Source organism: Labilithrix luteola, from assembly GCF_001263205.1.
GTDB lineage: Bacteria > Myxococcota_A > Polyangia > Polyangiales > Polyangiaceae > Labilithrix > Labilithrix luteola.
On the sequence record NZ_CP012333.1, the window covers coordinates 9608777 to 9629214 of the forward strand.

At 65.6% G+C, this 20438-nt stretch carries 21 protein-coding genes; 8 read left to right on the plus strand and 13 right to left on the minus strand.

The window, feature by feature from the left end:
• Positions 1-3 precede the first annotated feature (3 nt).
• On the minus strand, positions 4-1455 hold the full coding sequence (locus AKJ09_RS41640; RefSeq protein ID WP_169928286.1) for an OmpP1/FadL family transporter: 1452 nt from the start codon (positions 1453-1455) through the stop codon (positions 4-6).
• A gap of 341 nt (positions 1456-1796) precedes the next feature.
• Between AKJ09_RS41640 and AKJ09_RS41645 the strand changes: the two genes are divergently transcribed.
• Complete coding sequence (locus tag AKJ09_RS41645) at positions 1797-2519, plus strand: hypothetical protein (protein WP_146653396.1); 723 nt, start codon at positions 1797-1799, stop codon at positions 2517-2519.
• On the opposite strand, the gene AKJ09_RS56430 is transcribed toward AKJ09_RS41645, so the two are convergent.
• The 3 genes from AKJ09_RS56430 to AKJ09_RS41660 form a co-directional block, all read right to left on the minus strand.
• Entirely contained in the window at positions 2411-2884 is a 474-nt protein-coding gene (locus AKJ09_RS56430) for a MafI family immunity protein (RefSeq protein WP_146653397.1), read from the minus strand. The genes AKJ09_RS41645 and AKJ09_RS56430 overlap by 109 nt on opposite strands.
• Positions 2835-4388 (minus strand): NHL repeat-containing protein, encoded by a 1554-nt coding sequence (locus tag AKJ09_RS41655; protein ID WP_169928288.1) that lies wholly within the window; start codon positions 4386-4388, stop codon positions 2835-2837. Before AKJ09_RS41655 ends, AKJ09_RS56430 begins: the two co-directional genes overlap by 50 nt.
• A 360-nt stretch (positions 4389-4748) precedes the next feature.
• Positions 4749-5996 (minus strand): hypothetical protein, encoded by a 1248-nt coding sequence (locus tag AKJ09_RS41660; RefSeq protein ID WP_146653399.1) that lies wholly within the window; start codon positions 5994-5996, stop codon positions 4749-4751.
• Positions 5997-6206: 210 nt separating this feature from the next.
• Between AKJ09_RS41660 and kamD the strand changes: the two genes are divergently transcribed.
• Complete coding sequence (gene kamD / locus AKJ09_RS41665) at positions 6207-7742, plus strand: lysine 5,6-aminomutase subunit alpha (RefSeq protein ID WP_240488799.1); 1536 nt, start codon at positions 6207-6209, stop codon at positions 7740-7742.
• 10 nt (positions 7743-7752) lie between these two features.
• Entirely contained in the window at positions 7753-8523 is a 771-nt protein-coding gene (kamE, locus tag AKJ09_RS41670) for a lysine 5,6-aminomutase subunit beta (RefSeq protein ID WP_146653401.1), read from the plus strand.
• A gap of 102 nt (positions 8524-8625) precedes the next feature.
• On the opposite strand, the gene AKJ09_RS41675 is transcribed toward kamE, so the two are convergent.
• The 5 genes from AKJ09_RS41675 to AKJ09_RS41695 all read right to left on the minus strand — a co-directional run bounded on the left by AKJ09_RS41675 (position 8626) and on the right by AKJ09_RS41695 (position 13044).
• The gene (locus AKJ09_RS41675) at positions 8626-8880 is read right to left on the minus strand and encodes a (2Fe-2S)-binding protein (protein WP_146653402.1); all 255 of its coding nucleotides are present in this window, start codon (positions 8878-8880) and stop codon (positions 8626-8628) included.
• 223 nt (positions 8881-9103) lie between these two features.
• On the minus strand, positions 9104-9574 hold the full coding sequence (gene bfr, locus AKJ09_RS41680; protein WP_146653403.1) for a bacterioferritin: 471 nt from the start codon (positions 9572-9574) through the stop codon (positions 9104-9106).
• A 120-nt stretch (positions 9575-9694) separates the two neighbouring features.
• Complete coding sequence (locus AKJ09_RS41685; RefSeq protein WP_146653404.1) at positions 9695-11689, minus strand: hypothetical protein; 1995 nt, start codon at positions 11687-11689, stop codon at positions 9695-9697.
• A gap of 39 nt (positions 11690-11728) precedes the next feature.
• Positions 11729-12448, minus strand: coding sequence for an AMIN domain-containing protein (locus tag AKJ09_RS41690; RefSeq protein ID WP_146653405.1), 720 nt, complete (start codon positions 12446-12448; stop codon positions 11729-11731).
• A gap of 122 nt (positions 12449-12570) precedes the next feature.
• On the minus strand, positions 12571-13044 hold the full coding sequence (locus AKJ09_RS41695; RefSeq protein WP_169928289.1) for a redoxin domain-containing protein: 474 nt from the start codon (positions 13042-13044) through the stop codon (positions 12571-12573).
• Positions 13045-13137: 93 nt separating this feature from the next.
• On the opposite strand from AKJ09_RS41695, the gene AKJ09_RS41700 reads away from it, so the two are divergent.
• The 3 genes from AKJ09_RS41700 (at position 13138) to AKJ09_RS41710 (ending at position 14933) form a co-directional block, all read left to right on the plus strand.
• Positions 13138-13530, plus strand: coding sequence for a bactofilin family protein (locus AKJ09_RS41700; protein WP_146653407.1), 393 nt, complete (start codon positions 13138-13140; stop codon positions 13528-13530).
• Positions 13531-13583: 53 nt separating this feature from the next.
• Positions 13584-14030, plus strand: a complete 447-nt coding sequence (locus tag AKJ09_RS41705; protein ID WP_146653408.1) for a hypothetical protein — start codon at positions 13584-13586, stop codon at positions 14028-14030.
• A gap of 81 nt (positions 14031-14111) precedes the next feature.
• Positions 14112-14933, plus strand: coding sequence for a methyltransferase domain-containing protein (locus AKJ09_RS41710; RefSeq protein ID WP_146653409.1), 822 nt, complete (start codon positions 14112-14114; stop codon positions 14931-14933).
• Between the two features lie 89 nt (positions 14934-15022).
• Here AKJ09_RS41710 and AKJ09_RS41715 read toward each other — a convergent pair whose 3' ends face one another.
• The 3 genes from AKJ09_RS41715 to AKJ09_RS41725 all read right to left on the minus strand — a co-directional run bounded on the left by AKJ09_RS41715 (position 15023) and on the right by AKJ09_RS41725 (position 17727).
• The gene (locus tag AKJ09_RS41715) at positions 15023-16156 is read right to left on the minus strand and encodes a vWA domain-containing protein (protein WP_169928290.1); all 1134 of its coding nucleotides are present in this window, start codon (positions 16154-16156) and stop codon (positions 15023-15025) included.
• Between the two features lie 301 nt (positions 16157-16457).
• Positions 16458-17198, minus strand: a complete 741-nt coding sequence (locus tag AKJ09_RS41720; protein ID WP_146653411.1) for a DNA-3-methyladenine glycosylase — start codon at positions 17196-17198, stop codon at positions 16458-16460.
• Positions 17131-17727: an OmpA family protein gene (locus AKJ09_RS41725; RefSeq protein ID WP_169928291.1), complete on the minus strand. Its 597-nt coding sequence runs from the start codon at positions 17725-17727 to the stop codon at positions 17131-17133. The genes AKJ09_RS41720 and AKJ09_RS41725 overlap by 68 nt, the downstream gene beginning before the upstream one ends.
• 116 nt (positions 17728-17843) lie before the next feature.
• Here AKJ09_RS41725 and AKJ09_RS41730 point away from each other — a divergent pair, with 116 nt between their 5' ends.
• Both AKJ09_RS41730 and AKJ09_RS41735 read left to right on the plus strand, forming a co-directional pair.
• Entirely contained in the window at positions 17844-18425 is a 582-nt protein-coding gene (locus AKJ09_RS41730; protein WP_146653413.1) for a hypothetical protein, read from the plus strand.
• 10 nt (positions 18426-18435) lie between these two features.
• Complete coding sequence (locus tag AKJ09_RS41735; RefSeq protein WP_146653414.1) at positions 18436-19575, plus strand: GNAT family N-acetyltransferase; 1140 nt, start codon at positions 18436-18438, stop codon at positions 19573-19575.
• A 50-nt stretch (positions 19576-19625) separates the two neighbouring features.
• Here the strand turns inward: AKJ09_RS41735 and gloB are convergent, their stop codons facing one another.
• Positions 19626-20426, minus strand: a complete 801-nt coding sequence (gloB, locus tag AKJ09_RS41740) for a hydroxyacylglutathione hydrolase (RefSeq protein WP_146653415.1) — start codon at positions 20424-20426, stop codon at positions 19626-19628.
• Between the last annotated feature and the right edge of the window lie 12 nt (positions 20427-20438).

Here is a 20438-nt window from a genome sequence, read left to right on the forward strand (position 1 = left end):
CGCTCAGAACGTGTACGACGCGTTGGCGTTCAGCATGCCGATCTGCGACGTGTACTTGCCGTCGGCGCTCGGCGACTTCGAGGGCGATGCGAACTCGTTGAGCTTGTTCGCGCCTTTGGTGTCGACCGGCAGGTAGTAGATATGGTTGTAGCTTGCAGCAAACGCGAAGTGCCGCGAGACCGTGTAGCGAGCGCCGATGGCTCCCGAGACCGAGAACGCGTCGATCGTCGAGGCGTCGATGGTCTCCTTCGGCGCGGCCGCCGTCGCAAAGCCTCCGCTGGCGAAGAGCTCGAGGTCGGAGTTGGCGAAGTAGCCCACACCGAGGCGATAGCCGATCGCGTCTTTCCAGTTGCGCGGGATGTTGAGGACGACGTCCTGCGCGTTCGGCGACGAGCCATCGGGGTTGATCTTGCAGTCGCGCCCCTTGATCACGACGCACTGGTTGTCGAACACCGACCAGCGCACGTATTCGAGGTCGCTGCGGAACTCGACCTTGTCGTTCGGAAGACGCCAGGCGCCGCCAACGCGGACGATATCGGGCCACGTCTGCAGGAAGTCGATGTCCTGCTTCACGTACGCGCCGCCCTGGACGACGCCGTTGAGCGTGCCGCTCAGACGCGACGTGCCGAAGCCCGGCTGGCTGAGATACGCCGCACCGAGTCGAATGCGTGAGTCCGGCGACTGCCAGTACGCGCCGAAGCTGGCGGCGAGGTTGACCCCGCTCGCATCGAGGTACGAGCGCCCCTCCTTGAGGGTGCCGTTCGTGTTCGTCGTGTCGTCGCTGTCGTCCGCGGTGCGCGCACGCGTGGTGGCGACGTGCTGGATCACAGGGCTGACGCTGGCGCCGAACGAGAGGCCCGTGTTCGGGATGACCACCGCCCCGGCGAACGTGTTGTAGATGGTCAGAATCTGACCGCTGATGTTGTGCCAACGCTGCACGCCGTCGGTCGAACCGAGCTCGCCGGGAACGCCCGAGCGGCGGTCCCAGGTGGCCATGCCGCCGAACGGCACGTACACCGCGTAGCCTGCGCGGAAGTACGGCGAGCCGCCGAAGTCCGTGTTGATGCCGGCAAACGGCAACGCGAGGAGGTTGAGGAGGTTGCCGTCACCCGTGTTCGCGGCCACGTAGTTCGGGTCGGCCCGCAAGCGGTCGCTCGCGTTGGTCGACGGCGAAAGCGCCTCTTCCGGGCGCTTGTAGTGGGCGTAGCGGAGGGCGAGCGAGACGTCCGCCGTGATGGTCGTTCCGGTCGTTCCGCCGAGCGCCGCCGGGTTGTAATAGACGGCGTACGTGTTCGCCATCGCCGGCGTGCCGTGGTCCGAACCGAAGCGCGCGGTCAGATATCCGTTCGCGCGCGCCTCCGTCGGTGTTCCGACCCCGACGGCGAGCGTGAGAAGCGTGATGGCGGCGAAAGTGGCTTTGCGGGCGTGAAGACAGAGGAGCTTTCGGCTGCGCATGATCTCTCGCGTAAAACCTCTCGCTTGAAGCGCTTGAAGCAGGCTGGCGAGCGCAGGAGCCTGTGAACACCCCCGCACTCCCCGCATGGGAGTGAGGCTCGCGCCGTTAGGACGACCGCCATGTAGACTACAACGCGCGCTCGATCGGCAAAGCGCAAAACGTGAGTGCCCGATCAAGTTCCGACGCACCTCGTCGAACCGCGCCACCCGAGGGTCATTCCGTCCCGGTCGTCGTGCCGGACGCGACGACCACTCGGGTGGTCCCCTCGCCCAGTCTTTCGACCATCAAGATTGCGTGCACGCTCTTGCGTCGGCCGCGCTGGTTCTCTATCGGTTAATCAATGCGTCTCGCTTCTCGCGTCGCGGCTCTCTCCGCTGGTGTTGGCGTCCTCGGTGCGCTCACGGCGTCGCTCCTCGCGACGGCTTGTTTTCCCGATCCGGAAGGCGACTATCAGGACTTCGTCGCACGCACGGCGAACCTCCAGGAAGACTCCGGTCCTCCCGCGGAAGTCGATGCCAACATCGATACGAAGCCCCCGACCGAGAGCGTCGATGCGCTCTATGTTGGAATTTGCGTCACGACCCTCGCCGCGAAGGACCCCGAGCAAGCGCTGCGCTTCTACACCGAGACGAAGTTCACGCCGGACCCGGCCGGCGGCGGCATGCTCTCCTTGACGGTCTCCCCACTCCGCGGCTGGGACCTCGTGAAGAACGGCTACACGTCCCCCGCGACTGTCTCGAAATCCGAAATCCGCGGCGACAACATCCCCGTCCCCAACTCCCCCGTCGCCGCTGGCACCGGCCGCTTCACCGCGGTCCTCGGCACCGTCCGCCTTACCAAAGAAGCCAACAGCGTGAGCGGCAAGGACGCCCTCATCAACAACGTCACCCTCGACGGCCGCTTCGGCGGCGGCGACCGCTTCTGCACCACCCTCGCCGGCGACCTCGTCGAGCCTTACGGCTTCACCTTCGACCCGAAGGCCAACACGTGCCTCTTCCAGAAGGTCAACGAAGGCGACCCGCTCCCGAAAATCCCGTCCGCCGAATTCGTCTGCCCGCTCTGACCCGCGCGCTCACGCGAACCAAGCTGGAACTTGCGCACCCATCGCGCGTGCGAGTTCCAGCATTGCTTGTTTGATGGGCTCGGCACGTCGACGTCGTATTCGTAGAGCTGCGTCCACAGCGTCTCGAGAGCCACGCCTGGCTCTCCGTGAGCCACCAGCTCCCGCATGCCATCGAGCTGCCCCTCCGGGAGGAGCCCACTTGCGTTCGTGAGGACCACGTTCAGCCGCCTCTCGACCTCGACCAACGTATCCATCACGCGCCCCACGTTCAATGCAACGAGCTGAGCGCGCGACGGCCCCGTTGACCCGAGCGAGTCAATTCCAAACTCTGAACGTCTTCGCGCCCGCAACGAGCAGGCGCCCATCGGCTAGTGGCGCGACGTCGGTGATCCGGCAAGCGTCGATGGTGTACATCGCGATGCCATTGGTGCCGAACGTGGTGTCGAGAGTCCCGTTCGAATTGTGCCTGACGAGCCCGCATCGTCCGACCTGCGCCGGGAGTTCGCGCAAGGCTTGAACGACGGCGTCGTCCTTCTGCACGACAACGATGGGCAGCGGAGCGAGGTCAGCAACCGGCGTCGTCTGTTTTCCGAACGTCGGGTCGAGCGCGCCTTTCTCGTCGAGACGGACGGTCAGGAGCTCCTTGGACATACTTCCGCCAATCACGTACCGTCCCTTGGAATCGAGCGCGAGACCGGTAGCGCCATCCATCTGCAGCAGTCCGGTCCCCGCCCCACCAAACGCCGCATCGAGCGTTCCACCCGCACGTTGAACGCGTGCGAGCCCACCGTAGCTGTCCACTCCGACGAATCCTGTGGCATCGCCAACGGCGCTCGCGATCGCATGAGGAGCATTGAATGAAGAAAACGCGCTCGCATTGACCATCGCGTCCGCGACGCCGGCGCCAGAGATCCAAAAGACTTGGGGGGTACCGAACCCGTCCGATCCCACGACCGCGGTCGCCCCCCCAGGCATGAGAACCATATCGTCCTGTGTTTGGTACTCATTCGACGAATGGGAGTATTCGCCGCCCACGCCGTAGGTCGTATCGGGGACGCCATCGAAATTCCGTCGCTGCACGCGAAACGGGCCTGCGAAGCCCGTTCCACGAACGAACATCAGAATCGCCCCTTCGCTCACGAAGACACGAGCGATGTAGCCGGCGGTCACGACAACCTCACCACCGGTTCCAAATGTGAGGTCGCGCTGCCCTTCGGCCGTGAAGCGCCAGACGACGCTGTTGCTGCCGTAGTCAAGCCCGGTCGACTGGAAAACCAGGAAGCGCCCATCCGGCAGAACGGCGAGCTTCTGAGACATCAGAAGCGCCTGCACAGCCGCCGTGTCCGCGAAGCCGTCGGTGCCGAACGTCGTGTCGAGCTCGCCCGGTGCTCCTCGCACGAGGAGTGGAAGCGCCGCTATCGCCGTCTCCGAGTCGTTCGACGGGTTGGCCTCGAGCGAAATGCCAGCGACGTCGCCTTGCGGAGTCGAGCTCGCAATCGTCAGCTCGAGATCACCGACGGTTGCTGGAGACTCCAATCGAAGCGGTTTGGCGGCGATGCCATCCGGAAGTCCCCGGACGGTGATGATGACAGCACCGTCGAACGACCCTTTCCGCGCGATCGACACCTTGATCGACGCGGTGGTCCCGCGCGTGAGCATGCTTCGCTCGAGCGGCACGATGTCGATGAGATTGGACCCGCGACCGACGACAACGCCACCGTCGCCATTCCTCGAGTTCTCAGAGGCGTCGTTGCTCGGTGCCGTCGGGCTGCTGTCGTCACCGCCGAAGGTCGAGCATGCCGCCGCGAACGCAACCATCGGTGCCCACGCCCACGCAGCCCCAAGACGTCGAGTCGTTTTGGCTCGCATGTCACTCCCCTTCCCCGTTCGTATCAGACGGCGGTTTCGGGGCGAGCGAGAAAGCACTGAGAGCGGGCCGAACGCGCCAATCGCACACGCGGTGGCTGACGGTTTGAAGAGATTCGGACAACCCCTAGTGGAGTGCACGTAGCCGAGCATGGCGATGCGCCATCGTTGACTTCGAGTGGTTCGCAATCGAGGCGAGCGCGCCAACCCCATCGCCGACGAACGACCACCGCTAGTTTGATTGAGGCGCTTTTCCCTTACGCCAGCACCTCGCCTCGTCCAGATCGTCGCGAGCACAAAAGCCGCGAGCGGCGTCGCGTTTCCGCGGCCGCCGCTCGCTTTCACTTCAACGTCGGAGCTCGATTACTGGAGCGCCGGCGGCGTGAAGTCGTTCGGGAAGCCGAGGTAGCGGAAAGCTCGCTCAGCCGGAGCGGCCGGGTCCGGGACGCCGACGGCGATGAACGTGAACGCCTTGCCGTTGACGTAGTACTCCGCCTCATCTTTCAAGCCGGTCGTCACGTACTGCACGCTCGGCTTCGTAGATTTCGCGGCGTTATTCAGTGCCTGCGCGGCGAACGGTCCCTGGCCCGGCGGGAAGTTCGGGTTTGCAGCGATCTTCGCCGTTGCCGTCGTCAGACCGGTCACCTTCGCGAGATCCGTTGCCTTGGTGGCGTCCCGCTTGTATTCGACACCGGCATCGCCCGCGATGAGCGTGCCCGCGTCGTTGTCGCCAACGAGGAGCGGCACCATCGGGGGGTCGACCGCGATGGCTTTGTAGGCGGGCGAAGCGTGAATGAACTGCGCTCCGAACTCCGTTGCTGCCGGCTTCGTGGTCGTATCCAGCTCGACAACCATCAGCTTGAGGTTGCCAAGGCCCGGCGTGTCGGTCGGGATAAACGGCTGACCATCATCCCCCGGACCGCAGTAGATCTCGCCCTTGGCGTCGCCCGAGCACCCCGTAAGAACGAGCGCGTAGGTGTGATCCGCCTTGAGGATGCCCGCCGCGATGTCAGGCAGCTGCCAGTAGTCGACGTTCTCCTTGAATGGCATGTCGCCAGCGTCGAAGCTCGTGCCGAGGATCTGGCTGCAGCGCGCGGTCGACGGATCGTTCCCAACGATGCCACGCTCAGCCAAGCGCTTGGCATTCATGACATAGGGACGAATTGCGAGGTCCTCGTAGTTCGCGCCGGAGGAGGGGAAAACGCCGCCCGAGTTCGGGAAGATACCGGGGAACGGCGCGGAGCCGGTGGCCGTGTGCGGAAGAACTGGGAACGGCGTCACCGTGAACTCGGTGGGCGCTGCCTTCGTCGCCGTACCGAAGCAAACACGGATCCCGCTCCCCTCGTCCGACGGGCCGAGGCTTGAGCCCGCGTGAACGAGAAGCAGCTTCGCCGGGACGGGCTTCGGGGGCGTGTAGCCGTCCGAGCCGCTGTCGGTGCCACCGTCCGTGTCGTTGCCGCCGCCGGAGTCGTTGCCGCCGCCGGAGTCGGGCGTGATCGTGCCGTTGTTGGTCGCGTCATCGCTGCTGCACGCGACGAGCAAGCCGCTGACAGCCGCAGAAGCTGCGATCAGTGATGCCAGACTGTAACGAAGCCAGATGCTCTTGCTCATACGCGTTCTCCTTTAGCGAAGTTCCGTAAGCGTCTCGGCCCCGACGGCCGCTGCGACCGCTTGAGCGTGTGACGAGTAAGTAACCTTATGGAACCGGAGAGCTTGCGGCAAGGAGCTTGAGTCGGTGGATGTCCGCGCGGCCGACGCGACGGGCGTTCGCGTTTCCGAGCGGCTTGTGGCAAAAGCCGTGACACGATGCTGAGAGTCCCGATGGACGAACGGAAGGTCGCGCGATGTCGAGAGCTCGCGGGCTCCGTCGCCGATGACGTGCAGAAGTACATCGACGCCCACACCTCCGTCGGTGTCGAGCGAACGATCCTCCGCTCTTACGGTGTCGATGGAGTCGACGATCAGGGCGCGCCGCTCGTGAATCTCGTCGTCGATCGGTACGCGAAGGCAGGCCTTTTAGGGCGCGGAATCTCCTATTTTCTAGGGCGCGCGCTGCTCGACGGGGCCTCGGACATCCAGGACGCTGCCGAGCGTCTGGCCTACGCCCCCGAGCTCGATCGAGGCGAGAGCGGCCCCGACGCGAACCAGGTTCGCGAGGCCCTCGCGAAGCATGCGCGTGCTGCAATCGATCGCATCGACGCAGCGCGTAACGAGCGCGAGGCGAACAAAGCAAAGACTCCGCCAGGTCCGATTCCGCACAAGTACGTGATCGTTGCAACTGGCAACATCTACGACGACGCGGTCCAGGCCAAGGCCGCCGCCTATGCAGGCGCGGACATCGTGGCCGTCATCCGAGCCACCGCACAGTCGCTGCTCGATTACGTCCCGCACGGCGCCACCACCGAGGGGTACGGCGGCACGTTCGCGACGCAGGAGAACTTCAAGATCATCCGTCGCGCCACCGACGAAGCGACCACCGAGTACGGGCGCTACATCCACCAGACGAACTACTCGTCCGGCCTCTGCATGTCGGAGATCGCGTGGATGGGCGCGGTCGAGCGGCTCGACATGCTGCTCAACGACGCGATGTACGGAATCCTTTTCCGCGACATCAACCCGTGCCGCAACTTCGTCGACCAGTACGTCGCGCGCCGCTTCATCGCGCGCGCCGGCATCATCATCAACACCGGCGAGGACAACTACCTCACCACGGCCGACGCGGTCGAAAAGGCCCACACGGTTCTCGCGAGCCAGTTCATCAACGAGGCCTTCGCCAAGCGCGCCGGCGTCGCCGAAGAGAAGATGGGCCTCGGACACGCGTTCGAGATCGATCCCTGGATCGAGAACAGCTTCCTGCTCGAGCTCGCGCAGGCTCAGCTGATTCGTCAGGTCTTCGACCGGCATCCCATCAAGTGGATGCCCCCTACGAAGCACAAGACCGGCGACATCTTCCAGAGCCACGTGCACGACGCGATGTTCAACCTCGTCGGTTCGATGACCGGTCAGAGCATCGCGCTCCTCGGCATGTTCAGCGAAGCGGTGCACAACCCGATGCTGATGGATCGCTACCTGTCGCTGAAGGCCACGCGGTACGTGTTCGGCACCACGAAGGACCTCGGCGGTGAGCTCATGATCAAGCCCGACGGCATCATGGCCAAGCGCGCGGTCCAGGTGCTCGACGAGGCGCATGAACTCCTGGTCGAGGTCGAGCGCGATACGATCTGGCAGGCCATCGCGACGGGCGCCTTCGCCGACGTGAAGCGCTCGAAAACCGGTGGCAAGGGCTATGCGGGCGTCTTCGAGCGCTCGCAGGACTACGTGAACCCCGTGCTGGAAGCACTCGAGAAGGGTCAGTAGGAGAACGACGATGCATCCGACCCAACCCGCGAAGATGCTCCGTGCCTATGGCGATCGCCAGGGCGACGGCATGGTCCAGATGACCTTCGTCCTCGAGATGCCGCCTTCGGCGCGTGCTCGCGAGTGCGCGAAGAAGTTCGCCGAGCTCCATGGCCTGCACGAGCCGCTCGTCTCCACGATGGAGCAGTGTGCCGAGGGCTACTCGTACTTCGTCGTGTACGGGCACTCCGAGCACGCCGTCGACCCTTCCCTCATCGACGTGCCCGAGGTCCGCACCGAGGCGCTCTCGCGCGAAGAGATCGAGCACCGGATCCACACGCGCCTCGGTCGCAAGATCGTCGTCGTGGGCGCCTGCACCGGCTCCGACGCGCACACGGTCGGCATCGACGCGATCCTCAACTACAAGGGCTACGCAGGCGACAAAGGTCTCGAGAGCTACAAGTCGTTCGAGGCGTACAACCTCGGCGCGCAGGTCGAAAACGAGCAGCTCGCCGAGCGCGCGCAGGCACTCGGCGCCGACGCGATCCTCGTCAGCCAGATCATCACGCAGCGCAACTGCCACAAGGAAAACTCGGCCGCGCTGATCGAGCTCGCCCGCAAGCAAGGCTGGCGCAACAAGGTCGTCATGCTCCTCGGCGGCCCGCGTATCGATCACAAGCTCGCGTTGGAGCTCGGCTTCGATGCCGGGTTCGGACCGGGCACGAAGCCGGGAGACGTGGCCTCGTTCCTCGTCGAGTGGCTGTGCGGCGATCGCGACAAAGCCGTCATGACCTCCGAGTGAGAGGCTGACGGCTTCGTATCTCGTGGCAAGGGCCAGTACTCGGTGTGACCGAGGCTGGCCCTTTCTGCATCGTCGTTCGCTGCGAGCGGAGACTAGGCCGGATTAAGCCGCGCGCGTGCGAACCAGCGCTTCGGCGGCGACGAGCTGCGGCCCCGTGGGGATCGGGCCGCTCTGTTCGCACGGCGGCGCGCACGCCTCGAGGTGGTCTTCGACCATGTCCTCGATCATCTGGTGGCACGCGCCGCAGTCACCCCCGGCGCGACAGGCGGCGGTGACCGATGTGCGCGTGTGCGCTCCCCCGGCGATGGCAGCCTCGACTTCTTGCTCCGTAACGGCCAGGCAAACGCAGACGTACATTCCTCCGTGAAGATAATGAAACCCGTTTTCAATTTCAACGTGTTGTGAGGCCGACGCCGAAGGGCGGAGCAGAAAAGCGTCGGATTTACGGCCACATAGCGGTTGGGTTAAATCTCATTTCGAGCCCTTCCCAAGCAAGAGCAAGGCGCTTTCGAGGGCGCCTTCCCGCCTGTCGACCGTGGTGCGGCCGTTCTGCACGGCCGCTCACCCGCTCACCCGCGTGTTATTCGCGGATCTGCTGCGCGAGGTAGTGAGCCTCGCCGACCTGCTTCACGAGCTCGAGCTGAGCCTCGAGCCAATCCACGTGCTCTTCCTCGGAGACGAGGATGTGCTTGAGCAGGTGCTCGCTGCCGTTGTCGCCAACCTGACGGCAGTACTCGATCGACTTGTTGAGCCGCGGGATGGCTTCCATCTCGACCGCGAGATCGTTCTTCAGCATCTCGAGCACCGTCTGACCGACGTTGATCTTGCTGAGTCGCTGCACGTTCGGAAGCCCCTCGAGGAACAGGATTCGCTCGATGAGCTCGTCGGCGTGCTTCATCTCGTCGATCGACTCTTTGCGAATGTGTTCGTAGAGCCGCTTGTAGCCCCAGTTCTGGCACATCTTCGCGTGCAAGAAGTACTGGTTGATGGCCGTCAGCTCGCCGGTGAGGATGTCGTTGAGCTGGTCGATGACTTTCTGATCGCCCTTCATGCATTGGACTGCAGCACCCGCAAGCGCTGCGCGCAAGCACAAGACGTGAAAGCGATCTTGAGAATCGCTTTCACGCCGCGTCGTGATTCACGATGCGCGCGTTCGCTCGCCTACGATCGCTCAGCGATCGGCAGCGAAGTCGAGAGCTACCCAGACGTCGACTCCGCTGCGGCCGATGCGATGCGCAGCAAGCGCACGAAGCGTGAGACATCCGCATCGATCACGCAGCTCGATCGCACCTCGTGCCGCGACGAGCTCCGCGTTCGTCGCGTCGGCATCGGCAGCCACCGACGTGGTCAGGAAGTGGGACCACGGGACAACGAGTCCCGCCCCGCCCGTCGTGCCATCGCTGGTGAGGAAGCCCGACGACGGTTCGGTGCCAACGTCGGAGAGCGCGCGAGCGAGCACGGGATCGAGCCCGTTGCGCTCTGCAACGTTCGCCAGCACACGTGGGCCGTCCGACGGGCCGAACCGCACGTGCGCCACGGTGACGGCTCCCGAACGTGCGGGTGAATCGCCGAGAACGTAGCCGCCGTCGACCGTCGCGCCCAGCCACGAGAGGCTCGCGGCAACGCGTGCGCGCCCGAGAGGCCTGACGGCTTGGCCGACGACGTCCGATCCGAACGCCGCGCCGCCGGCCACGTCGACCGTCAGCGCCTTGCGTGCTCCCCATCGCCCAACGCCGGTCGATACGCCCACGTCGGCGAGCGGCGCCGTTCCCGAGATCCCCGTGAGCGCCCTGCCCGGCGCGATGCCGAGGAGCCCATCGCCCTTGGCGTGGAGAACCGCTGCCTCCGCGAACGGCTCGATCACGTGTACCCACGGATCGTTCGGCTCGCCTTCCGAGGCGTACGCTCGTGCGAGCGGAAGGCCGAGCCTCGCCCTCGCCGAACCTGCGCGGTCGGTGCCGTCGCGGTCGGGGTCGGCCGTCACGTCACCGATTCCTCGAAGCGCGAGCGACGCTTCGAGCGGTCCCATCGCCGTCGCCGCGAGCGCTCCGATCTCGGCACGTGCGAAGCTCAGCGTGCCCGCGCTCGGCGACGTCGCCGACGGCGTCTGGTTCGTGAGGCGCAGCGCTCCGCCTTCGAGCGTGAGGTCGTACGCAATCCCGCTCGCCGCCGCACCCGAGGCACGCGCCCTGGCGATGGGACCGACCGCGTCCACGTCGCCAAGGTTGCCACCGCGACGCGTGACGGCGCGGATCCCGCTCGAAACCACGAACGGCCCGCCGTGGACCGCCGCTTCGAAACTCGCGCGGTCCCAAGGTTTGGCCGCCGCGTCGAGCTCGGTGGTCGAAACCACGCCTCGGCGACCGCGGATCATGTCCGCGTCCCAGGCCACGCCGAGCTCCTCGGAGGCCGTCGCGCCGCGCGCTTCGAGCAGCAAGCCGGTATCGGCGTCGGTCTGCTCGTCCGGGTCGACCTGTCCGAGCAAGAGCGGGGACGACGCGCCTTTCAGCTCGTCGTAGCGCACGTGCAGGTAGCTCGACGGCGTCTTCAGGCGCGTGTCGAGGGCATAGCCGCGAACGAGATAGGCGCCGCCCCGTAGATCGAGCGAGGACTTCCCTCCCCCTTGCTTCCACGGGACGTGGATGCCCTCGCCGATGAAGAATCCGTCCTGACCACGCCACGCGATGTCGGGCGGCAAAAGGCCGAGGCGCTCGTCGGAACGGAGCCAGAAATACGGGAGATAGAGGACCGGAACGCCGTAGATGCGCAGCGTGGGCGAGCGGAGGATCAGATCCCCGGGTGGCGCGACGATGGCGTGATCGAAGTCGACGCGAAGGGGCGTGCCGAGGCATGGGCAGAACGCGAGCGAGCCCTTGCCGTCGACCTCGATGCCGTAGCGCGTACGCGAAAGCGTGATGCTCTCGCTGCGCAAATGGAACGGGGCGGAGTCGACCCGCACGTTGCCCGAGAGCTCGAGCGTTCGAAGCCGCGCATCGAAGCTGATTCGTTCCGCGCGCGTGCGCAGGTTCGAGCCAGGACCGAGCGCTTCGTCTTCGAGCGCTTCGTTGTCTTGCTCGTCCTCGTCGACCGAAGGCGACTCTTTCGCGAACGCGAGTGACGGGACGAAGAGCGTGGCCAATGCGGCGCACGCGAGAACCTTTCGCATCGCGCTCCGAATCCGAAGACGATCCGCGCGCCCAACCGACTAGCGGCGGCTCTTCGCGCCGCCCTTCTTGCCGATGTTCTTCGGGGCCGGACGATTCTCCGTGCCCTCGTCGCCTTCGCCCTCACCCGGGGACGGCGCGGCGCTCGGCGCGAGGCCGTAGTCACCCTTGGGGAAGTCGATGATGAGCTTCGCGCTCTTGTCGGGAGCCGCCTGCATTTTCCACGTGGGCGCGGCGCCCGACGCACGAAGGTCGATGACGAAGTGCAGATCGTTGCCGTGCGGAACGAGGCGCGCGCGGCTCACGGGCGTGTTGAAATGCACCGTCACGAGCGAGTTGAGGTTGTTGCGCTGGCGAACGTAGGCGCCCTTGAGGATGTACGTGAGTGAGCCCTGCGCCTTGTGCTCTTCGACCTGAACCGGCTGGGTGAGCTGCACGAAGAGCCGCGAACCGCCGTCGGGCAAGGCCTCGAAGCCGGGCATCGTGGCCGTTGGTCCCGCGGGAGCCTTGCGGAGCCTGGCCGCGTGCGCCGACTTCACGGGCTTGTCGCTGTAGGCGTAGCCCGCGGCCGGCACGGTCGGCTTCTTCTCGCCCGCGTCTTTGCTCTCGCCCTGCTCACCGCCTGCGGGAGGCGTGCTGTCGCCCCCCGCAGACGCTGAACCCGCTGCCGTAGCCGAGCCTGCCGGCGCGGCCTGGGCGTGAGCGGCCGCAGGCGTGATCACGAGCGCCAGCGCGACTAGATGACGAGCGGCAAGGCCCATGCATCCAGTAGAGCACGGCGCACGCGTCACCGACAACGAGACGACGAATCGAGCAGCCTGTGTTTCGCTAGCTGTTTCGATAAGTCGATCGATGTATCTGATCCGTAACCGTGGAAGGCGGTTCAGCCGAGCTTCGCGAGCACCGCGAGGATCTCGTCGTCGCTGCGCTGGCCGTCGTGCTTTTGGTACCAAGCAACCTTGCCCGCCTTGTCGACGATGACCGTCGCGCGACCGTCGATGCCTTTGTCGGCGAGGAACAGACCGTATTTCTCGCCCACCGCCCCACGCGGCTGGAAGTCGGCGAGAAGCGGATAACCGATGCCCATCTGCTTGGCGAACGCCTGGTGCGCCCAGACGCTGTCGACGCTGATGCCGAGCACCTGCGCGTTCGCGCCGTCGATGCGCACGGAGTCGTCCTTGAAGCAGGCGTGCTCCTTCGAGCACGTCGGACTGAAGTCGAGCGGATAGAACGCGAGCACGACGTTCTTCTTCCCACGGAATGAGCTCAGCTTGATCGGCTTGCCGGGGCGCCCTTCGGCGGTGAGTTCGTTCGACGGGAGCTCGAAGTCGGGGGCTTCACTACCAACCTGAATCATCGGAGTCCTTCCTTCCCTACACGTGTCGTCGGGCATAGGCCGGGTGCGTCCTGTTGCCAAGGACCGAGCGCCCTGCTACCGGATGCGACCAAGATGGACGCGCTGCCTGCTACGGAAATCACTGCCCTGCTCGGTCGCGGCACTCGCTTCGAAGGAAAGCTCTATTTCGAAGGCCGTGTGCGGGTCGATGGCCTGTTCAAGGGCGAGATCAAGAGCGACGACACGCTCATCATCGGCGACGGCGCCGAAGTGCACGCGGAGATCGACGTCGCCACGGTGATCGTTCGCGGTGGCATCGTTCACGGCAACATCCGCGCGAGCCAGGCGATCGAGATCCACGCGCCCGGCAAAGTGATCGGCAACATCCACTCGCCCTCGCTCTTCATCGAGCGCGGCGTCGAGTTCCAGGGATCCTGCCGGATGGACTCGGTCGAGACCGCGGTGACCGACACGCGATCGATGCACGACGCTCAAGCGCACGCGTGATCCTCGCACGGCGCACGCGAGCTCTCGCGGTTTGCCTGGTTTGTCTCGTGGGCATGGGGCTCGCTTCGTGCGCGGGCCCCACGCAGCGCAGTGCGGGTGAGAATCCCGCGCGGGGCACCACGTCGCCCGCGGCGAGTGCCGCCCCGCCCGGTGCCGACGCCGAGCCCGTGGCCACGCTCGACGAGCTCGCAGCGCGAGGCGCCGTCGATGCGCCGCTGATGAAAGAGACGCTGCGTGCCGATCCAGCTGCGCCCAAGACGGCAGAGATTCGTGCCGAGCGCGATCTCTGCGTTCGTGCAGCGTTCGCCGCGAGCGCATCCGTTCGGGCTTGGTTCGCAGATGCGAGCGGCGATGCGCGCGGTGATGCGGCGACGGGCGTTTCGGGTCTCGTTCCTCCGCGCGGGCCGGCCTGTGCGAAGAAGGGCGAGGTCTTGCGCCTGATGGTCGACGCGCCCGCGAACGCGACCATGTCCCGAGCGGTCGTGTGGACGTCGCCCTGACCGCGGTCGCGCTTTCTCGAGCTTCACGATCGACGTCGCGCCCCAGGAAATGAGACGGGCGCTTGCGCTAAGCTCCGCGTCGTGAGCGCAAAAGCGACCGGTTATCTGCACGGCTACAGCCCCGAGGAACGCGAACGTCTTCATCGGCAGGCGCGTTTCCTCGCGCCCATGGTCCACGACCGCCTTCCCTACCAGCGCCGCAAGCGCCTACTGGAAGTCGGCGCGGGCGTCGGCGCGCAGACGGAGATCTTGCTCCGTCACTTCCCCGACCTCCACGTCACCGGCATCGAGATCAACGACGAACAGATCGCCGAGGCGCGCCGCTTCCTCGGAACGGTCCCGTGGGCGAAGGATCGCTTCGAGATTCTCAAGGCCGATGCGACGGCGCTCGAGTTCGGCTCGGAGACGTTCGACGGTGCGTTCCTCTGCTGGGTGCTCGAGCACGTCGGCGATCCCGCGCGCGTGCTGGCCGAGGTGAGGCGCGTGCTCGTTCCTGGCAGCCCGGTCGTCTGCAACGAGGTCGTCAACGCCACGTTCTTCATCGATCCGTACAGCCCCGACACACTCCGGTACTGGACGGCCTTCAACGAGCACCAGCTTGCGGTCGGCGGCGATCCGTTCGTCGGCGCCAAGCTCGGAAACCTGCTCCAGTCGGTCGGCTTCCGCGACATCGTCACCGAAGTGAAGACGTTCCACTTCGACAATCGCGATCCGGCTCCGCGTACCGAGTTCCTCGCGTACTGGACCGATCTGCTCCTCTCCGGTGCGCCCGCGCTGCTCGCCGCCAACCAGGTCTCGGCCGACGTGGTCGAGGGCATGCGCAAGGAGCTCGCACGCGTCGCTCGAGATCCGAACAGCGTGTTCTTCTACTCGTTCATCCAGGCCCGCGCACGCGCCTGGTAGCACGCGCCTAGGCGCGGACGACCTCGGCGATCTGTACCTGCAGATCGCCGAAGTCACGCCGGTCGTCGCGCCCTAGCGCATCGCTCGGTTCACTTGATGCCGGTGCCCTGCGTCTCGCAGCCGAAGACGATGTCGATCTTCCCTTCTGCGTTTTGGAGCAGCGTGTTGCAGCTCGTCTCGCAGATGAGGATCTTCGTCGGGTTGTTCGGATTGTCGTAGTGCCAGCCGGTGCCGTTGGTGCAGTCGGCGCTGTAGTCGAGCGTCTGCGCCGTACCACCCTTCGGCGTGTACTGGACGTTGACCTTGTTCTTGTCGAGCGTCTCGCCGTTCGGCGGCGCCGGCAGCGCGTAGTCGCACGAGAGCGCGGCCGAGCGAATCTGACCGAGCACGTTCACGAAGTCCGTCGTGATCTGGCCGGGGTTGCTCGTGGAGATGAGAACGGCCTTGCTGGTGCCGCCGCCTGCAGCAATCGCGTCGAGGTTGTCGAGCTCACTGCCGACGCCGATGACGTACGTCTTGATGTCCGGAAGACCGGTGCCGGCGGCCTTTGCCGAGTTATCGACCGAGCTGCTGCACCCGTTCGGCTCGCCGTCGGTGACGAGGACCACCGCGGTCTTCTTACCGGTCGCCTGAACGGTCTTGGCGAACGCGACGGCGCCCGTGAGCGCGGGCTGCGTGGGCGTGTTGGCGTTCGGATCGGGGCCGTGGCTCGCAAGCGCGGTTGCAAGCGTTCCAGCCGTGTCGGGCAGAGCCGTCATGCCGACGAGCTGACTCTGGTAGGACGACGACTGACACGAGTCCTTCGAGGACGGGAACACCTGCTCCGAGGCGAAGAGGCCGGCCGACTGCGGGTCCTTGAAGAAGGACGTGAGGCCTGCGAGAACCGAGTCCCACTTGTTGTTGGGCGACGGGTTGTATTTCATGCTGCCCGAGCGATCGACGACGAACACGAGGTAGACGGGCTCGGCCTGCCCGTTCGCGTTCGACGTGGCGCACGCTTCGGTGACGGTGCCGCCCGGTCCACCGCTCGTTCCGGTGTTGCTGCCGCCATCGCCGTCCAGAAAGCCGCTGCTGCCGTTGCCGCCGCTGCTTCCTCCGCTGCTGCCGTTGCCGTGACCAAACTCCGAGTCGTCGCTGCTGCCGCCGCAGGCGAGAGCAACCGACGAGACCAAGCCGAGGACGACGAACGCACGCTTGAGCATGAAACCTCCGAAGGAACGCATGAAGCCTCTCGATCGTACATTGAGGGCCGCCTTTCGCATCGTGGAGAACGTGCACGTGCGCGCAGGTTCGTCGGAGATCGGAGTGAAAGCGGAGTGCATGGAGAGTGCGTGAACACACCTCTCCTCGGTCGCCTACGACGCGCTCACGACACGCGAAGAGTCAGCGCGAGCGCTATCCCGTCCGAGATTCTTGCGGGGGATGGCCTCCGCGTGGCGGACTGCATCGGCCTCGCCTTGCATGAACGCACATGAGCCCCAATGCAGGTCATGGTCGCAAGGCCCCGCTAGAATCGCTGCGGTTTCAATCGCTTCGGCCGTCGTCCTTGCGGAGACCGAGACCGATCGACTTCGCCGGAGGCCGTGAAACGAAGCGGCTCTCGGCGTCGAAGAATCGCCACGGCGCCTCGGCGATCTCGCCGGCGTAGGCCACGCCCACCCGCGCGCTGACGCCGACCTTCGGGCGCTTGCTGCGCGGCAAGAGATAGACGGAGTTGCTCTCGACGAGATCGACAGCGTCGTGCGCGCGCGTGAGTCCCAGCGCACGAGCGAGCCTCCCCGGCCCGTCGGTGCGAATGTCGCTCGCGATGCCGAGCACCGGCTCACCGGCGCGGACGAGTACGGCGTGACCGGTGCCCTCGCCGAAGCAGACCACGTTGAAGCAGTCGTACATGCCGTAGATCAGGTACACGTACGCATGGCCGTGCGGACCGAGGAGCGTCCGCGTGCGCTTCGTGAGACCGGCGCGGGCGTGGCTCGCGAGATCTTTCGGGCCTCGGTAGGCCTCGGTCTCCACGATGCGGACGACACGCACGTGTCCGGCGTGACCGGGAGGTAGTGGAGAGAGAGCGTCGTCTCGTTTGTCGTGCGGCGTGCGGACGACGAGATACGTCCCGAGGAGCGCCTTCGCGAGCACGAGGGCGTCGCGCGCGTAGAAGTCGCGCGCGAGCCTCTCGCCGTCGACGTCGATCGCTCGCTCAGTTGACGAGGCGGACGTCGACGCGGCGATCTTGCTTGTAGCCTTCTTCGTTCGTACCGACCGCATCGAGCTCGCCGCGAGACGTCGCCTGGAGCTTGTCGCGCGCGACGCCGAGATCCTGCATGTATCGACGGACGGTGTCCGCCCGGCTCTCGCCGAGCGTCATGTTGTACTCCGGTTCGCCGCGCGCGTCAGCGCGACCGACGAGCGACACGCTCCGGCCCTTGAGCGCGCCTTCGGTCAGGCAGCGGGCAACCGTCGCGAGCATCGTGCGATCTTCTTCCACGAGTGTGGCCGAGTCGAAGTCGAAACTCGGCGCATACGCCTGCCCCGTCGGGCGCGCCGGGATGCCACACGCCTTGGCGATCTCGTCGGAGACGCTGAGGCCTGCGGTCTGGACGTCAGGACCGTTCGAGCCGGTCGCGGCGCCGGACGGCGGGAGCGCGCTCGCCGTGGTCGTCGTCTGACCTACGGCAGGCTGGTTCTTGTTCGCGTCGGCCGCCGACTTCGCGTTCTTCGAGGAAAAGCCCGGGGAGTCACACCCCGCGACGAGACCGAGAGAGAGGAGGCCCAGGAGGCAAAACCGGCTCAGCATGGGAAGCATCGAACCAAACGCTTGACGATGGGGCCAAATTCCCGACTCGACGTGAGCCCAAATCCGAGCTCAGCCCAAGCGTCGGGAGAGGGCCAGGTGTGCTAACCATCTCCGACATGGACGTTTCGGTGCTTCTCGAGCCCACGCTAGACCTGCCCCGCCTCACGGAGATCCTCGACGGTCTCGGTCACGAAGGGCGCGTCCACACGATTCGTACGTGGGGCAAGCATCAGCAAGCCAAGATCTTCGAGGCCGCCAAGGGCCACATGAAGCTCGACCTCGACTTCCTCGTTCCGACTGGAACGGATCCGCTCGTCGAGGTCATCCATGACGGCCAGAACACGCTGCCGCTCTTCAACCACTTCCAGAAGCGCTTCACGAAACTCGAGGGCGAGGACTTCCCGATCGGCGGCTACAACCACCAGACGATGTCGCCAGTGACCGGCCCGGGCTACTTCGTGGTGACGCTCGGTGAGGGCGAACACGAGGGCGAGCTCGCCATCGACTACACGAAGCTTCCCAAGCACAAGCCGGAGAGCTGGCCGAAGATCCGCCCGAACGACGGCCTCGGCGCCCTCGTCTACGGCGGAATGATCGACCACTTGCGTGGCATCTCGAGCCACGTCTCCATCGGACGCGCCTACAAGGGGAAGGCGATGGACGCGTGGTTCGCTCTCGTCCGAAAAGATCCCAGCTGAACGAGTCCGAATGCTGACCCTGCGGGTTCTCCCGCGCATCGACGAGATTCCGCGGGAGACCTGGGACAGCATGCTTCGTCCCGGCGCTTCCCCGTTCATGGAGCACACCTGGCTCTCGTGCCTCGAAGAGGCCGGGTGCGTGGGCGGCAGCACCGGATGGATCCCGCACCACTTCGCGCTGTACGACGGCGACGAGCTCATCGCGGCCGCGCCCGCCTATTTGAAGATGAACAGCGAGGGCGAGTTCGTCTTCGACTGGAGCTGGGCCGATCTCGCGGCCCGATTGGGTATCGAGTATTACCCGAAGCTCATCGTCGCGGTCCCCTTCACTCCCGCCACGGGTGATCGCGTCCTCGTGTCGGCGAAGCGGGATCGGGTGAAGACGATCACGACCTTCGCCAAGGCGCTCCAGCAGGTCACGAGCGAAGCGGGCATCTCGAGCGCGCACGTCCTGTTTCCTCGCGAAGAAGAAGCTCACGCCTTCGAAGCGGCCGGTTTCGCCGTGCGCTACGGCGTGCAGTACCACTTCCACAACCAGGGCTTCCGCACCTACGAAGAGTTCCTCGCAAGCCTCCCGCAGAAGAAGCGCACGCAAATCCGTCGCGAACGCAAACAGCCGGCGATGGACGGCATGACGATCGCGACCCTCCGCCCCGAGGAGTACACGCCGGAGGTCGCGCGCAAGATGCATGCGCTCTACACCACGACGGTCGACAAGTATTTCTACGGGCGTCGGTATCTCAATCAGACGTTCTTCGAGCTGCTCGCCAAGCGTTTCTCCCATCGCCTGGCCTGGGTGGTGGCGAAGAAAGACGGCGAGATCGTGGCGAGCGCCTTCAACGTGAAAAAAGACGACACGCTCTACGGCCGCTATTGGGGCACGGACGTGGAGGCGCGCTTCCTCCACTTCAACGTTTGCTACTACTACGGCGTCGACGAGGCCATCCGCGAAGGCCTGAAGACGTTCAACCCCGGTGCCGGCGGCGAGCACAAGCGCGTGCGCGGCTTCGCCCCGACCATCACGCACTCGGCCCACCACATCGCCGACCCTCGCTTCCGAGGCATCGTCGAACGCTTCCTCGAGCGCGAACGCGAAGCCATCACCGACTACGTCGCCCGCGGCGGCGACGACGACGACGACGAGCCCTAACAACCGGCCACGGGACCTGCGGATTAAAAGTCCGTGGCTCTACCGACAGATCAGCGGAAGCTGTCCTTCGCCGAGCGGATCGCACCGAGCGCTTCCTCCGGCGAGGCGCTCGCGAGGATGCCGAGGGCCCCGCGGATCTCGGGCGACGACGTTCGAAGGAACGGGTTGTACGTCAGCTCCTCGGCGATGGTGCTCGGAACCGTGGGCTTGCCATCTTTGCGTGTTTGGGCGGCGCGCGTCTTCGCGGCGGCGACGGCCTGGTTCGACGGCTCGACGTGCGCGGCGAAGCGGAGGTTCGACTCCGTGTATTCGTGGCCGCAATACACCTGCGTGCGCCCGTCGAGCTTCGCGAGCTTCGCAAGCGAGTCGTACATCATCGGCGGGTTGCCTTCGAAGATGCGACCGCAGCCGGCGACGAAGAGCGTGTCTCCGGTGAAGACCGCGGGGTCGACGTTCTCGCGCGGCGTGACCACGTAGGCGACGGCGCCGAGCGTGTGCCCGGGAATGTGGAGCGCCCGCACCACGAGACGCCCGATGTCGAACGTGTCGCCTTCCTCGAGGAAGTGCGTCTGCCCCGGAATGCGTCCCTTGTCGCTCGCGTGACCATAGACGCGCTCGATGCCGAGCCTCTGCTTCACCTCGTCGTTACCACCGACGTGGTCGTGATGGTGATGCGTGCTCAGGATGGCGACGACGTTGATCGCTTCACGTCCGCCTGCCCCGCCCGGCTCGACCGCGCGGAGCACCGGCCCAGCTTCGGAGGCGTCGATGATCGCGGCCTCCTTCGTTTCGCGGCAGACGAGGAGATAGGCGTAGTTGTCCGAAAGGCACGGAATGGGAACGACGCGCATCGCGCCTCCCAG

Coding starts and splice junctions, on each gene's coding strand:
- AKJ09_RS41640 (WP_169928286.1), bottom strand. CDS start 1,455: ATGCGCAGCCGAAAGCTCCTCTGTCTTCACGCCCGCAAAGCCACTTTC.
- AKJ09_RS41645 (WP_146653396.1), top strand. CDS start 1,797: ATGCGTCTCGCTTCTCGCGTCGCGGCTCTCTCCGCTGGTGTTGGCGTC.
- AKJ09_RS56430 (WP_146653397.1), bottom strand. CDS start 2,884: ATGGGCGCCTGCTCGTTGCGGGCGCGAAGACGTTCAGAGTTTGGAATT.
- AKJ09_RS41655 (WP_169928288.1), bottom strand. CDS start 4,388: ATGCGAGCCAAAACGACTCGACGTCTTGGGGCTGCGTGGGCGTGGGCA.
- AKJ09_RS41660 (WP_146653399.1), bottom strand. CDS start 5,996: ATGAGCAAGAGCATCTGGCTTCGTTACAGTCTGGCATCACTGATCGCA.
- kamD (WP_240488799.1), top strand. CDS start 6,207: ATGGACGAACGGAAGGTCGCGCGATGTCGAGAGCTCGCGGGCTCCGTC.
- kamE (WP_146653401.1), top strand. CDS start 7,753: ATGCATCCGACCCAACCCGCGAAGATGCTCCGTGCCTATGGCGATCGC.
- AKJ09_RS41675 (WP_146653402.1), bottom strand. CDS start 8,880: ATGTACGTCTGCGTTTGCCTGGCCGTTACGGAGCAAGAAGTCGAGGCT.
- bfr (WP_146653403.1), bottom strand. CDS start 9,574: ATGAAGGGCGATCAGAAAGTCATCGACCAGCTCAACGACATCCTCACC.
- AKJ09_RS41685 (WP_146653404.1), bottom strand. CDS start 11,689: ATGCGAAAGGTTCTCGCGTGCGCCGCATTGGCCACGCTCTTCGTCCCG.
- AKJ09_RS41690 (WP_146653405.1), bottom strand. CDS start 12,448: ATGGGCCTTGCCGCTCGTCATCTAGTCGCGCTGGCGCTCGTGATCACG.
- AKJ09_RS41695 (WP_169928289.1), bottom strand. CDS start 13,044: ATGATTCAGGTTGGTAGTGAAGCCCCCGACTTCGAGCTCCCGTCGAAC.
- AKJ09_RS41700 (WP_146653407.1), top strand. CDS start 13,138: ATGGACGCGCTGCCTGCTACGGAAATCACTGCCCTGCTCGGTCGCGGC.
- AKJ09_RS41705 (WP_146653408.1), top strand. CDS start 13,584: ATGGGGCTCGCTTCGTGCGCGGGCCCCACGCAGCGCAGTGCGGGTGAG.
- AKJ09_RS41715 (WP_169928290.1), bottom strand. CDS start 16,156: ATGCGTTCCTTCGGAGGTTTCATGCTCAAGCGTGCGTTCGTCGTCCTC.
- AKJ09_RS41720 (WP_146653411.1), bottom strand. CDS start 17,198: ATGCGGTCGGTACGAACGAAGAAGGCTACAAGCAAGATCGCCGCGTCG.
- AKJ09_RS41725 (WP_169928291.1), bottom strand. CDS start 17,727: ATGCTGAGCCGGTTTTGCCTCCTGGGCCTCCTCTCTCTCGGTCTCGTC.
- AKJ09_RS41730 (WP_146653413.1), top strand. CDS start 17,844: ATGGACGTTTCGGTGCTTCTCGAGCCCACGCTAGACCTGCCCCGCCTC.
- AKJ09_RS41735 (WP_146653414.1), top strand. CDS start 18,436: ATGCTGACCCTGCGGGTTCTCCCGCGCATCGACGAGATTCCGCGGGAG.
- gloB (WP_146653415.1), bottom strand. CDS start 20,426: ATGCGCGTCGTTCCCATTCCGTGCCTTTCGGACAACTACGCCTATCTC.